Annotated in this window: 12 protein-coding genes; 7 read left to right on the top strand and 5 right to left on the bottom strand. The window is 55.7% G+C overall.

Features of this window, described 5'->3' with window-relative positions:
* Window positions 1-13: 13 nt before the first annotated feature.
* The 7 genes from G7G_RS0115455 (at window position 14) to G7G_RS0115425 (ending at window position 5,750) form a co-directional block, all read left to right on the top strand.
* Window positions 14-1,063, top strand: coding sequence for an ABC transporter ATP-binding protein (locus tag G7G_RS0115455; RefSeq protein ID WP_010442344.1), 1,050 nt, complete (start codon window positions 14-16; stop codon window positions 1,061-1,063).
* A gap of 1 nt (window position 1,064) precedes the next feature.
* Window positions 1,065-2,141, top strand: coding sequence for an ABC transporter ATP-binding protein (locus G7G_RS0115450; protein WP_010442343.1), 1,077 nt, complete (start codon window positions 1,065-1,067; stop codon window positions 2,139-2,141).
* Entirely contained in the window at window positions 2,138-3,001 is an 864-nt protein-coding gene (locus G7G_RS0115445) for a carbohydrate ABC transporter permease (RefSeq protein ID WP_010442342.1), read from the top strand. Before G7G_RS0115450 ends, G7G_RS0115445 begins: the two co-directional genes overlap by 4 nt.
* Window positions 2,998-3,795, top strand: a complete 798-nt coding sequence (locus G7G_RS0115440) for a carbohydrate ABC transporter permease (protein WP_010442341.1) — start codon at window positions 2,998-3,000, stop codon at window positions 3,793-3,795. The genes G7G_RS0115445 and G7G_RS0115440 overlap by 4 nt, the downstream gene beginning before the upstream one ends.
* A gap of 8 nt (window positions 3,796-3,803) precedes the next feature.
* Window positions 3,804-4,205 (top strand): DUF2160 domain-containing protein, encoded by a 402-nt coding sequence (locus tag G7G_RS23165; RefSeq protein ID WP_010442340.1) that lies wholly within the window; start codon window positions 3,804-3,806, stop codon window positions 4,203-4,205.
* Window positions 4,206-4,270: 65 nt separating this feature from the next.
* A complete protein-coding gene (locus G7G_RS0115430; protein WP_010442339.1) occupies window positions 4,271-4,666 on the top strand; it encodes a BlaI/MecI/CopY family transcriptional regulator in 396 nt (131 codons plus the stop codon).
* Window positions 4,653-5,750 (top strand): M56 family metallopeptidase, encoded by a 1,098-nt coding sequence (locus tag G7G_RS0115425; RefSeq protein ID WP_010442338.1) that lies wholly within the window; start codon window positions 4,653-4,655, stop codon window positions 5,748-5,750. Before G7G_RS0115430 ends, G7G_RS0115425 begins: the two co-directional genes overlap by 14 nt.
* A 1,487-nt stretch (window positions 5,751-7,237) precedes the next feature.
* On the opposite strand, the gene G7G_RS0115415 is transcribed toward G7G_RS0115425, so the two are convergent.
* The 5 genes from G7G_RS0115415 to G7G_RS0115395 form a co-directional block, all read right to left on the bottom strand.
* On the bottom strand, window positions 7,238-8,638 hold the full coding sequence (locus tag G7G_RS0115415; protein ID WP_010442337.1) for a TRAP transporter large permease: 1,401 nt from the start codon (window positions 8,636-8,638) through the stop codon (window positions 7,238-7,240).
* 11 nt (window positions 8,639-8,649) lie between these two features.
* Entirely contained in the window at window positions 8,650-9,282 is a 633-nt protein-coding gene (locus G7G_RS0115410; RefSeq protein WP_010442336.1) for a TRAP transporter small permease subunit, read from the bottom strand.
* 68 nt (window positions 9,283-9,350) lie between these two features.
* A complete protein-coding gene (dctP, locus tag G7G_RS0115405; protein ID WP_010442335.1) occupies window positions 9,351-10,361 on the bottom strand; it encodes a TRAP transporter substrate-binding protein DctP in 1,011 nt (336 codons plus the stop codon).
* A gap of 125 nt (window positions 10,362-10,486) precedes the next feature.
* Complete coding sequence (locus G7G_RS0115400; protein ID WP_010442334.1) at window positions 10,487-11,827, bottom strand: sigma-54-dependent transcriptional regulator; 1,341 nt, start codon at window positions 11,825-11,827, stop codon at window positions 10,487-10,489.
* The gene (locus tag G7G_RS0115395; RefSeq protein ID WP_010442333.1) at window positions 11,824-13,554 is read right to left on the bottom strand and encodes a sensor histidine kinase; all 1,731 of its coding nucleotides are present in this window, start codon (window positions 13,552-13,554) and stop codon (window positions 11,824-11,826) included. The genes G7G_RS0115400 and G7G_RS0115395 overlap by 4 nt, the downstream gene beginning before the upstream one ends.
* Window positions 13,555-13,764 lie beyond the last annotated feature (210 nt).

Genomic DNA, 13,764 nt, shown 5'->3' with positions numbered 1-13,764 from the left:
GGAATTCGCGAAAATGATCGAACTACAGGACGCGACCAAGCGGGTCGGCAACGTCATCCATATCAAACCAACCAACCTGACGCTGCAGACCGGCCATTTCAATGTGCTGCTGGGCGCGACAGGATCGGGTAAGACCTCTCTGATCAAGATGATGGCCGGGCTGGACCCGATGGCCTCGGGCAAGGTCTGTATGGATGGGCAGGATGTGACTAAACTGAGCACGCAGAAGCGGCAGATCAGCCTGGTGCACCAGTTCTTTGTAAACTACCCGCATATGACCGTGTTCGACAACATCGCCTCTCCATTGCGCGTTGCGGGCATGGCAAAGTCCGAGATTGTGGGTCGCGTGGAAGAAGCCGCGGATCTGCTTCAACTGCGCCCGATGTTACACCGCCGCCCGCATGAGCTGTCGGGCGGGCAACAGCAACGCACGGCACTCGCACGCGCCATCGCGAAAGAGAGCCGCGCCGTCTTTCTCGACGAACCGTTGGCCAACCTTGATTACAAACTGCGTGAAGAATTGCGCGAGCAGCTGCCCGATCTGTTCGCAGGTCGTGGTGCTGTGGTGGTTTATGCCACGTCAGAGCCCGAAGAAGCACTGCTACTGGGTGGATACACGGCCCTGATGGAAGATGGCCGCGTGACCCAGTTCGGGCCAACCGCTAACATTTATCGCAACCCTGAGAACATCGCCGCCGCGCGAGTTTTTTCGGATCCGCCGGTCAATGTCGCGCGCATCACTGTGTCCGGCGCTCAGGCGCAATTGGCTGGTGGAGGTGGCTGGGCTGTCACAGACATGGCCGACGGAGATTACATGGTCGCCGTGCGGCCCCATCGGGTGACCCCGTTTCGCTCTTCCGATGATGATGTGGAGCTTACCGGCCGCGTGATCGTGACCGAACTGTCCGGCTCGGATTCCAGCGCGCATTTCCAACATGGCGATGATGCGTGGGTGTCACTTGCCTCGGGCGTCCACCCCTATCAGGTTGGCGAAGATCACAGCTTCTACATGAACCCGGCCCACTGCCGGTACTTCGGCCAAGACGGCAAAAGGGTGGCCTGACATGGCACAGATCAAGCTTTCAAACCTGCGACACAGCTACATGCCTGCGCCGAAAGGCCCGGAAGATTATGCGCTGAAGGAAATCGACGTGACTTGGCGGGATGGTGGGGCTTACGCTCTGCTGGGGCCGTCCGGTTGTGGCAAGTCCACGTTGCTGAACATTATCTCGGGTCTTTTGACGCCGTCCGAAGGACAGATCCTGTTTGACGACCGTGACGTGACCGCCCTGCCCCCCGACCAGCGCAACATCGCACAGGTGTTCCAGTTCCCGGTGATCTACGACACGATGACCGTCGGCGAGAACCTGGCTTTCCCGCTGAAAAACCGGGGTGTTGACCCGGCAATGATCAAGCGACGCGTTGATGAGATTGCCGAGATGCTAGACGTCACGGATATGCTGAACACCCGAGCAAGCGGCCTTAGCCCGGACAACAAGCAGAAGATTTCCATGGGCCGCGGTCTGGTCCGCGATGACGTGAACGCAGTGATGTTCGATGAGCCGCTGACGGTGATCGATCCACATTTGAAATGGAAACTGCGCTCCAAGCTGAAAGAGCTACACCAGCGTGTGCAAGCCACGATGATCTACGTAACCCACGACCAGACCGAAGCACTAACCTTCGCCGACGAAGTGGTCGTGATGCAGGAAGGTGAAGTGGTGCAGATCGGCACGCCCGTTGAGTTATTCGAGCGGCCCCAACACACCTTTGTCGGCCACTTCATCGGCTCCCCCGGCATGAATGTCCTGCCCTGTGAAGCGAAAGGTGACCGCGCCGTGTTCGAAGGTCACGAGGTCATTCTAGAAGGCCCCACCCATGGCGACGGAGGTCGCACAGATCTGGGCATCCGCCCAGAATACGTGGGCTTTGGCGACTCGGGCATCCCGGCGCATGTCACCAAAGTCTCGGACATCGGTCGCCACTATGTGGTCAGTGCCATGGTCGGTAACACCCCCCTCAAGGCCGTGACTGAACACAGCGTGCCTGAGCCCGGATCACAGGTCTACCTGCAATTCAAACCTGAACAATCCCGCGTCTATCGCGACGGCTGGATCGCAACCGAGGAGCGGGCGCTATGAGAACCGAAAACCAAAAAGCCTGGTTCTTTGTCCTACCGGTGTTGGCGCTGGTCGCGTTTAACGCGCTGGTGCCGATGATGACGGTGGTCAACTACTCGGTGCAGGAAACCTTTGGCAACAACCAATTCTTCTGGGAAGGGCTGGGCTGGTTCGAGCAAATCCTGCGTTCTGACCGGTTTCAGGCTGCCTTAGGGCGACAGTTCCTGTTCACCTTCCTGATCCTGCTGATCGAGGTGCCCCTTGGCATCATCGTGGCCCTGTCGATGCCCCGCAAAGGGTTCTGGGTGCCGGTCTGTCTGGTGCTGATGGCCCTGCCGATGCTGATCCCGTGGAACGTAGTCGGGTCGATGTGGAACATCTTCACCCTGCCCAAGATCGGTCTTCTGGGATACTTCCTGAATGACGTTCTGGGCATCAACTATGACATGACGCAACAGCCGCTGTCGGCTTGGATCACCGTCATTATCATGGATGTCTGGCACTGGACTTCGCTGGTGGTGCTGCTGTGCTACGCGGGTCTCGTCTCGATCCCGGACGCGTACTATCAGGCAGCCAAAATCGACGGTGCCAGCCCGTGGTCGGTATTCCGCTATATCCAGCTGCCCAAGATGAAGACCGTCCTGACCATCGCCGTGCTGCTTCGCTTCATGGACAGCTTCAACATCTATACCGAGCCCTTCGTTCTGACCGGCGGTGGCCCCGGCAACTCAACCACCTTGCTGTCGATCGACCTTGTGAAGATCGCGCTGGGACAGTTCGACCTTGGCCCTGCAGCCGCGATGAGCCTGATCTACTTCGCCATCACGCTGCTTGTGTCGTGGGTCTTCTACACTCTGATGACAAAGGATGACGCGCAATGAAGAAGCGGTCCCTTATCCCGATCCTCTATATCGCGTTTCTCATGTTACCGATCTATTGGCTGGTGGCGATGTCCTTCAAAACCACGAACGAGATCCTGTCGGGCTTTTCACTGTTCCCCCAAACCTTCACGCTGGAGAACTATTTCACGATCTTCACCGACCCGACGTGGTACTGGGGGTATATCAACTCGATCATCTACGTTACGATCAACACGGTGCTCTCGGTCTGTGTGGCGCTGCCTGCGGCCTACGCGTTCTCGCGCTACCGGTTCCTGGGGGACAAACAGCTGTTCTTCTGGCTGCTGACCAACCGGATGGCACCGGCAGCTGTGTTCGCGCTGCCGTTTTTCCAGCTGTATTCGTCGATCCACCTGTTCGACACTTATCTGGCTGTGGCGCTGGCACACACGCTGTTCAACGTTCCGCTGGCGGTTTGGATTTTGGAAGGCTTCATGCGAGGTATCCCGAAGGAATTGGATGAAACGGCTTATGTCGATGGTTACTCCTTCCCGCGCTTCTTCGTAACGATCTTCCTACCAAACATTAAAGCCGGCGTAGGGGTCGCGGCCTTCTTCTGCTTTATGTTCTCATGGGTCGAGATGTTGCTGGCGAAGACCCTGACGGCAGTCGAGGCCAAACCAATTGCCGCCGTGATGACCCGCACCGCTTCCAGCGCGGGGTACGAACTGGGCCTGCTGGCCGCCGCCGGCACGTTGACCATCATCCCCGGCGCCATCGTCATCTGGTTTGTCCGCAACTACATCGCGCGCGGTTTCGCGATGGGACGTGTGTGAGGTTCGATATGCGTAAACTTCTTGTCACTCTGCCATTCCTGCCTTCAGTGGCCTACGCCCAACAGGCCGGTTGGGGCAGTGTCGGCCAGCAAGAGGAAAAAGGTTTCTCGTGGACCGCTCCTTTGTGGCCGGATTTCTGGATGGCATGGACTCCGGCAACACTGGCGGTGTTCATCGGTATATTTTCGGCCATCGCCCTAATCGGTTTGCTGGAAGGGTTCAAATTCCGAGACGGGATCGAGCGGCGCGGCGTGCTGGGACTGACCACCACGCTGGGGGATCGGTTGTTCATCACCCTGCTGGGCTCGACCTATATCTTCCTGACCTGGCTCGGGCTGGTTGGCCAACCTGTTTGGACGCCGCTTTTCCTGTCCATCGGTTGGGGCGTCTCCGTCTTCTGGAAAGTTTAGGCTTTGCGAAACAGCGAAAGGATGCTTGTCTGTCAGGCATACTAATAATGGCGACACCGAGATTGATGCGAAAGAAAAAGACAACAAATCTTCTGACCGAAGTGGAACTTGAGTTCATGAACGAACTCTGGGCGCTTGGTCAGGGCACGGTCCGTGAAGTCCTTGATCGCCTGCCACCTGATCGCAATCTGGCCTACACTTCCGGAGCCACAATTTTGCGGATCCTTGATGAGAAGGGCTTTGTCGAAAGCGAGAAGAACGGCAAGTCGCTGATCTACAGACCCCTTCTCGAGAAGGACAGGTATCAGTCGCGGTCGTTGCAGAATCTGTCCCGGACCCTGTTTGACGACACGCCCGCAACTCTGGTTGCAAGGCTGGTCGACGATGAGGGCCTGACAGAAGATGACCTAGAGGAGATTCGAGCACTGGTAGAGAGGAGACTGCAAAATGACAGCGGTTAAACCGGTTCTCGATGCGTTTCTCGAGTTCAACGTTGTGCTTGGATTATCGGCGCTGATCTGGCTGGCCGTGCGTGGGGGCCTTGCGTTGACGCCCATGAGGTACAGCTTTGTTGCTCAGCTTCGTTCGCTCAAGATACTTTGCATCGGCGTTATGCTCAGCCCGGTTCTGGCGATCGGTGTTTCGGGCTTTGTCGCTCAGGTGTGGCCCGGACGTGTTGTCGCGCTGGGGGATATCGCAGTGGCGGCCTATTTGCGCGGCGAAATCGCCATGCCCGCTGCGCAGTTCGAAACCCTTTTGAATACGCGCGAACGCTGGCTCGACTATGTCTTGTCAGGCGGCTCTGTTTTCGTAACTTGCGCGCTGACTACGCTGGTTCTTCTATCAATTGTTCTGGCAATTCGGGTTGTCCGCAACGCGCTCACAATTCGCAAGGCCGTAAGCTCCAGCTTTCTTTGGCGACAATCGGCGAAGGTGGACATTCGCCTTTCAGATCGCGTAACTGTGCCTTTTGCAGTGCGCGGCCTTCGTCGCCGTCACGTCGTTTTGCCCAGCCATTTGCTAAACTCGCCACGCGATTTGCGCTTTGCCCTGGCACATGAATTCCAGCACATCCGCGCGCTGGACGTGGAATGGGAACTGGGTTTCGAGCTTATGCGCCCTCTGCTGTTTTGGAACCCGGCCTATCTGGCCATGAAACATCAGTTTGATCGGCTTCGCGAATTGGCCTGCGACCAGTCTGTCGTCTCGCGCAAAGGCATTGACGCGACCGACTATACCGCCTGTCTACTGGAATACTGCACACGATCTATTAAGCTGAAGAACCCTCGCATTCTTCGTGTGGCCCTGGTTAACGGGCCGAAAGCAAAGCATGTTCTGCGCCAGCGTGTGATCGCCCTGACCGATGCGCCCGTAACGACCACACAATTGTCAACAAACTTCTTTGGGCTGACGCTTTCTCTGGTTGTTGTGATTGCCATTGGGTCGGCCTCGGTTCGTCAAACCCAGGATTGGAGCCATGATCGTCTTATGCTTTCGACAGTTGTAAATCTGGAACGGCTGGAAGCTCGGAATCAGGGAAATTGAAAGGCCGAATTTTAAGTCCGGCGTGGATTGGAAAATCGGCCTCACGGGTTTGCTAGCAAGCTGGTCGCGGATTCGGCGCTACGATGCTGCTGGTTTTCAATGAGACCGGGTTCAATGTGCCGCTATCACCGGCTCTAATGCGGGCGCCCGTGTTGCTTGACATCGATTGTCCGAGAACGATTTGATAGCAGCCGATGGCGGCTCCAACCTGCTGCAACGCAGCATCGCAACCCGCAGATGAAGGTCAGCCATAGGCCGCCTTGCGCAGACCAATGGCAGCAATCATAGCTTCGCAGTCACTCATTCAAGATGCAGCATCTAGAACTATGGACTCGCTGCCGACATCGGGGTGAGAGCAGCATTCGATATCAACCAACTTACAGCTCCGATGAAGACGGACCATGGCGGACTCTGAAATCACCATCCGATGCAGCATCGCAGCTTCCCCAAAGCGGACATTGCGCCACGCTGAGCCAGACTCGGGCCCATTGTTTCGCAATGCGCTGCTCTGAAGCCAATGGCACTAAGCCTCGCGAAACAGTCCGAGATGGATGTGAAAAGCTGCTACGTTTAGCTGACCTCAAAACCACAGGCTCCAGGCGCAGGAATGTTAACAGCAATCATAAATGGCAACCAAAGTAGACCGATCCCTAGGATTGTAAGGCAATGCTCATTTTGCAAATCTGAAATGATTCCGCGTTCTGGCGAGGTTAGGGTTCATCATTGGGCGCATAAATGCAAAGTGGAATGTGATCCTTGGTGGGAACCAGAAACTGATTGGAATCGGAACTGGAAAAATGAGTTTCCACTCTGTTGGCAAGAACAAGTGTTTACTGATCAAGATACTGGTGAGAGGCACATTGCCGACGTCTACACGCTGGCAGGCCTCACTTTGGAGATTTAACATTCCCATCTCGATCCCAAAGAGCGTCGAGCCTGCGGGGATTTTTGTAAAAACATGCTTTGGGTGGTTGATGGGTCTAGGCTTAAAGGCGACAGGAAAAAAATCCTAGGTTGGCGGAACGCGCTCACGGAGATTGTTCAAGGCAGCAAGCGAACAAATCTGTTCTTACTTAGCGATGCCAATGAGCTTTTTCCACGCGATTGATTGCAAGGCCCGGTTCCAATATGTTTTGACTACTTGGGTCCAAATGCCGAAACTGAGACTGCACCGACGCTACTATTTCTCTTGTATCCTGGTACAGTGCATGGTGGCCGTTTGGTAGAACCCCTGCCGCGCGACGGCTTGCTGCGAGCAATCTATTCTGTACGTGTACACATGCCCGCTGTTCGCGGGATCTTGCAAAATGTGTCACGACTGAGACCTTCGAGAAAGCGGAGCTAGCAGCGCCTGACTGAAACGGATAGTTCGCCACCATTCGGCCCAAACCGGCCATTGAACAAGTGTCATGTATTCTGCAGTGCAGCTGATTGATGCAGGCCTTAGCTGCACCGGCATACCGCACTCCAAAATCATTCCATGTGATTCAAACCTGACCAGGAAGCCATAGGACGATAGCAGGGAAGGCAACGAGCATCGCGATGGTTGCAGCATCCGCCAGAAAGAAAGGCGTTACACCTTTAAAAACATCCTGAACACTTAGGTCATCACGAACGCCGGCCACGACAAAGCAATTCAGCCCAATAGGTGGGGTGATCAGGCAAAACTCGGCCATTTTGACAACCAGAATGCCAAACCAGATGGCACACATAGGTCCGGACATACCGAAGGTACTTTCGGCTGCACTTACGGCTTCACCTCCGTTCAACGCCATGACGGCGGGGTAAACTACCGGCAACGTCAGCAGCAGCATACCTATCGCATCCATGAACATGCCCAGTACAGCGTAAGCCAGAAGAATACAGATCAGGATCAGCATCGGAGACATCTCAAGCGAGGTGATCCAGTCGGAGAATGCACTTGGCAGTTCGGCGAAACCGAGAAAACGAACGTAAACCAAAACGCCCCAGATGATCGTGAAAATCATGACGCTCAGCTTGGCGGTTTCCAAAAGCGCGTCTTTGAGTTCGGACCAGCGCATGCCCTGATACAGCGCCATCAGGAACACCACAAATGCTCCAATTGCGCCACCTTCGGTTGGCGTACCCCAGGCATCGCCGCCGAACGGGTTGTAAACAAAGAATATGATGGTGACGACGACAATCACGATGGGCAATGCGGGCGGCAACGAGAGGAAACGTTCTTTCCATGTAAATCCGGTGACTGCGGGGCCAAATCCTTTGATCACAACGGCCATGCCAATGATCAGCAAGCCGTAAATTACTGCCGAGAACATGCCCGGGATGAATCCCGCCAACAGCAGTTTGCCCACGTCCTGCTCGACGATAATCGCGTAGATGACCAGAATGGCCGAAGGCGGGATGAGCGAGGCGAGCGTACCGCCTGCAGCAACGACACCTGCAGCAAAACGCTTGTCGTAGCCTATCTTCAGCATCTCGGGGATGGCGATACGGGCGAACACGGCGGAAGTGGCGACCGAGGCCCCAGATACCGCCGCAAACCCAGCGGTTGCGAAAACGGTCGAAACCGCCAGCCCGCCCGGGACCCATGCGAGCCAACGCTTCGCGGCTTCGAACAGTGCTTTGGTCAGGCCCGCGTAATAGGCGAGGTAGCCAATCAGGATGAAAGTCGGGATAAGGCTCAACGCTTGGCTTGAAATCTTGGAGTGCGGAACCTGCCCCGCTGTTTTGACAGCCACAGTCACAGCCTTGCCGAACCGCGCCGGGTCGTACCCAAACTTGGCCCAGAAGATCCAGATCAGGCCAATCATGCCAGCTGTCGCGGCGGCAAAGGCCACGCGCATCCCCAGCACCACAAGAACAAGCATACCGCCCGAGACAATCAGACCAATATCAATGGGTTCCATCAGATTTAACCTCAGTTGTCGTGGCCCGAGACGTGCTCGGCTTCCATTGCAGCTTGAGTGGCTGCATCGGCTATCAGTGGGACGGCAATAGGTGCCTGATCGGGGTGCCGGATCGCGCGCCCATAGGCCCAGAGCTGTAGGACAAGCCTTAGGCAAAGCACGCTAAAGGCGACGGGGGCCAATAGCTTTGCGGGCCACAACGGGATACCTATGTCGATCGAGCTGTCGCGGCTCCAGAGTGGAGCACCAAAGTCAAAGCTGCGTGCGAAATGTGCCCAGCTCCCCCAGATCAGCAAGACGATGAGCGCCAGAATGACAGCGGTTGTGACGAACTCAACGATATAGAGCGTCCGGCCTCTAAGCGCTCCAACAACCATGTCCATTCGGATATGACCGCCATCACGCTGCGCATAGGAAATTCCCATGAAGGCGATTAACGGCATGGCTTGCTCGATCCAGTCCACGTAACCAGGAAGTGGCGCATTGGCGAAATTCCGACCACCAACAGAGACTACGGCCATGACCATCAGCGAGAAAACTGCAAGACCGCTGATCAGAGCCAGAAGGCGCTCCAGTTTGTAGAGATGTTGATCGAGGATGCTGAGACGGCTGTCGTCGGACAGCACCTGGGATGACCCGGCCATCTTTGTACTCCGCTGTCAGGAAAGAAAGAACCCGACGCCAATCAAGCTGACGCCGGGCAGTGAGTGGATTAGCTGCCGTTTGCGATCTTGCCAGTCACAAGGTCATAAAGCTCTTGTGCTGGCAGGCCGCGCTCGGTGTTTTCTACGATCCAGGCCTCGGCCGCGGGGGCGGCAGCGGCTTCTTTGAACGCTGCGATTTCTTCATCGCTGAAAGTGACCCGTTCGATGCCGCGTTGATCCAGCTCAGGGCCCCACGCTTCCATCGTTTTAGTCTGGTAGTGGCTCACGTAGTGATCCAGTGCCTCTTCCACCGATCCCAGCAGAGCTTCGCGGTGTTCGTCAGACAGATCTTCCAGTGCCAGTGTGTTCACCACGACGGGGCAGTTGACGGTGCCGGGGTTGAGGTTCGTCGTCCACCACGTGCCATTCTCAATGGTGCCGAATGACATATGAGCGTGTGGCGCAAAGCTGACCGCTTTGACGATGCCGCTGTCCATTGCCTGACGCACTTCGGATGCAGACATCGAGGTCGGAACCGCTCCAACCGTCTCCATCGCCTTGCCGATGCCACCTGTCGCCCGAACGCTCAGACCTTCAAAATCGGTTAGGGATTTGGGTGCTTCCCCGACACCAACAAGGTTGTACTGCGGTAGCGGCGACGGCATCAGCAGAGTCGCGTCCCAGCGGGCCAGATCCTCGACAACAGCCGGGTGTTGATAGACGGCCATCGACAGGTCGACTTCCTGTTCAAGGGATGTCACGCCCAAAAACGGCAGTTCCAGGACAGTAATCGAGGGGTTCTTGTCGCGGTGGTAGCCAGCGCAGAACTGGGCCATTTCAAACGCACCAATCGAAATCCCATCGAGGTTTTCTTTGTTCTTCGACAGGCCACCATAGCTGATGTTGAGTGTGAACTCACCGCCCGTTTTTTCGTTCACCAGTTCGGCGAGTTTCTCGACGTGTTCGGTAAAGGCACGACGCTTGCCCCAAAGGGAAACGTTCCATTCGACAGCCAGTGCTTCGGATGCAACGGTCAGCGACAGGGCCGCAATGGCCGCCCGGTTCAGATGTTTGCGCATAATGGCTCCTCCCAGATCACGCAATTCGCTTGGGTGGAGTATTCAGGATGCGCGGCAGCCTGCCTATGAAGGAAAATGCGCGTGGAATATCGACTTCCCTGCGGATATCCGCAGAGTGGTTTCGCTTACAACAGCGCCTCTTTATCGAGACCGAGTTTGACGATCTTTTCGTTGAGCGTCCGACGGCCAATCCCAAGCGCTTCAGCGGCGGCATCCATGCGGCCTTTATGCGCCTTGATGGCCTTGCCGATGAGCTCGCGTTCAAACGCAGCAACCGCTTCGCGCAGCGTATCCGGTACTTCGTCAAATTGCTGATCGCTTTGGATAGCCTGCGCCACCGACCCGCCCCCGCGTCGGGCCGCTAAAATGCGTCGTTCGCAGACATGGCGCAATTCACGCACATTGCCGGGCCAGTCATGGGCAAGCAGAGCGGCCAAATCGTCCTGATCGAGTTCTGGCGCGTCTATCTCATAAACCTGCGCGTATTCGTTCAAGAAATGCGTTGCCAACAGAACCATATCATCCCGTCTTTGACGTAGCGGAGGTAAAGACAGGACGACAGTATTCAATCGAAACAAAAGATCCTGACGCAGTCGACCTTCCTCGGCTGCAAGTACAACGTCTTCGTTGGTTGCTGATACGACCCTGAAGCTTACTGGCACTGGCGACACAGCCCCCACTGGCAGCACCTGCTGATCCTCGATGACCCTTAGTAGCTTGGCCTGCGCCGCCGGTGGGCATGAGCAGATTTCGTCCAGAAACAAGGTCCCGCCTGATGCCGCCACAAGCCTTCCGTCGGATTCACCCGCGACGCCGAACATTTCCACTTCGAACGTATCGGCCGACAATGCGGCGCAATTAAGCGCCAAGAACGGAGCCTCCGGCGAGCGGCCCAAATCATGTAAAGCATGGGCAACTAGCTCTTTCCCGGTGCCCGTATCCCCCTGCAACAATACCGCAACCGAGGTATCAGCAAGATCAAGTACTTCTTGTCGCAAGTCTGTAATGGCGTCTGTTTGGCCCAGCAGGATGCGGTCAAGGCCTGACAGTTTGAACAGCCGGTCTTTGAGGTGGGCATTGCTTCTTCGCATTCGGTTTTGTTCAGCTGCGTGCCTCAGCACCGTAAGCAATCGCCGTGGTTCATATGGCTTTTCGATGAACCCGTACGCCCCGTCCTGTATGGCCTGAACCGCCATCGGGATGTCACCATGTGCCGAAATCAATACCACCGGAGGCGCCACCTGTCTGTCCAAACTGGCCAGTAATTCAAGCCCCGACATACCCGGCATACGCACATCGGACAGAATAACATCGGGCGACGCGCTGGCCAGATACTCCATCACTTGGGTCGCGCGCGACAGGGCGCTAACAATCCAGCCAGCGGCTTCGAGCAACTCGATAAGAGATTGTCGCATCGATTTGTCATCATCAACGACCAGAATTTTGAAGGGTTGCTGCTGAGTCATTCGTCCGTTTCTTCCGTAATTGGGGCAATCGGGAAGGTGACACGAAAAATTGTTCCGCCGTCGTTACGATTTCGGGCCGTCATTGTGCCGTCGTGATCTTTGACAATGCTGGTGGAGATAGCCAGTCCCAAGCCCATGCCTCTCCCGCTCTCTCTTGTGGTTACAAATGGCTCTTGCAACTCAACCAGCGTTGCTTCGCCCAATCCGTGACCGTTGTCTTGAATTTCCAACACGACCTCATCATCAGAAGCCATGACAGCGATATGGATTTCAGGCCCATCCGCTTCATCCGTAGCATCTATGGCATTACGCAAAAGATTAGTGATGACCTGTTCGATCCGCAGAGCACTGCCCCGGATAATGGCCGGACCAGTCGACGCATCAATTGAGATTTTCACCTTGCCCTGCTCGATGTTTGGCGCAACCAAAGCCAACGCGGCGTCAACCGAAGTGCATAAGTCTACGTCGTCGAACGCTTCACTCTCTGACCGTGCAAAAAACCGTAATTGGCGCGTGATCCCTTCCATCCTGTCCACGAGGCTTCCAATTTTTTGCGGTAGCTTGGACTCACCGGAAGATGAGATCTCATCTGCCACCAGGTGATTGCGCATCGCTGCGATCGGCTGGCCCAGTTCATGCGTGACCGACGCGGATAATTGCCCCAGAGCCGCCAATCGGCTTGCGCGTTCCAACTCGCTTTGTGTGCGTTTGAGGCTCCGCTCGGCTGTCTTGCGGTCGTCGATTTCGATAGCGAGCCTTTCATTTGCCTCCCGCAGCTTTGCTTCTTCTTCTTCGGACCGCTCCAAGGCCGCGCTTACGCGCCTCGCGCGTTGTATTTGGAAAAAGATAAATGCGAGCCCCGCCAAAAGGACAAAGATTGCGGTTACAAGCCAACTACGTGCTACGGCCTGATCGTCACTTGCAAAATAATGAAGCGACCAGCCATCGGGCAAATCCGTTGCTGCAAGGTGCAGGCGCTTCGTCCCAGCAATTCTGGCCTGATCTCCCGGCAACTCAACCCAATCCAACGCATCTAAGTCTTGCCCCGGAAACTGCCTGGCATCCCGAATCCGCTCTTGCTGAGGTTCTGACAATGGCGTCAACGCGCGATATCGCCAATCCGAGTTCGAAGAAAGCAGAACGACGCCGTCTTCATTGGCCAAAAGAACCTGTTCACCCGAGTTTTTCCAACTATCCTGAAGATTAGAGAAATCGATCTTAATCGCTATGACGCCAGTTGAAGCTCCCTCGTCGTCAAGCACTGCGTTGGCGATGAAGTAGCCTGGCAGACCAGTCGTTGCCCCGATGGCATAGAAGCGGCCCTGTTTTCCAGAAATGGCAGTTTGGAAATACGGGCGGAAAGCGTAGTTCTGGCCAACAAAGCTCCCAGTGTCGCGATAATTCGATGAGGAAATCGTGATCCCGTCTTCGTCCATCAGGTAGATCGCATCCAGCCCCGCCTGCGCCGCAAAATCCTCGAGGCGTCGGTTTAAAGTTCCGGTGCCATCCCCTTCGGCTGTTCCAATTACAAAGGAATCCTGTGACAGCACATATGTGAGGTGGGAAAATCGCTCGAGTTCGCTGTTCACCGAGCTTTGGTAAAGAGAGAGCCGGCCCTGAGCTTTCGAAAGCTCCTCCGAAACGAAGTACTGGTAAGAAACCAAATAAAGGCCAATGCTGGCGGCAATGGCTATCAAAATACCTACAATATACGAAGCTGATCGCATTGAATGCCCATGAACTGCGACGGCATAGGATCACAGTAGGTATTAGCCGTCCATCCCAAGAGTTCTAAACTGACATTTGGATGTTTTGGCCGAACAAGAATGACCGAGTAATTTGAGAACGCGAAGCAATGAACGAACATGCCGAAACAACTATTTGCATTCCGCAAGCAGATTCGGCCCAAAGGAGACATCTAGCACAGTATCGCAATT

The sequence above is a fragment of the Ruegeria conchae genome (assembly GCF_000192475.1).
Taxonomy (GTDB): Bacteria; Pseudomonadota; Alphaproteobacteria; order Rhodobacterales; family Rhodobacteraceae; genus Ruegeria; species Ruegeria conchae.
This window is presented reverse-complemented; position numbering and strand designations above follow the sequence as displayed.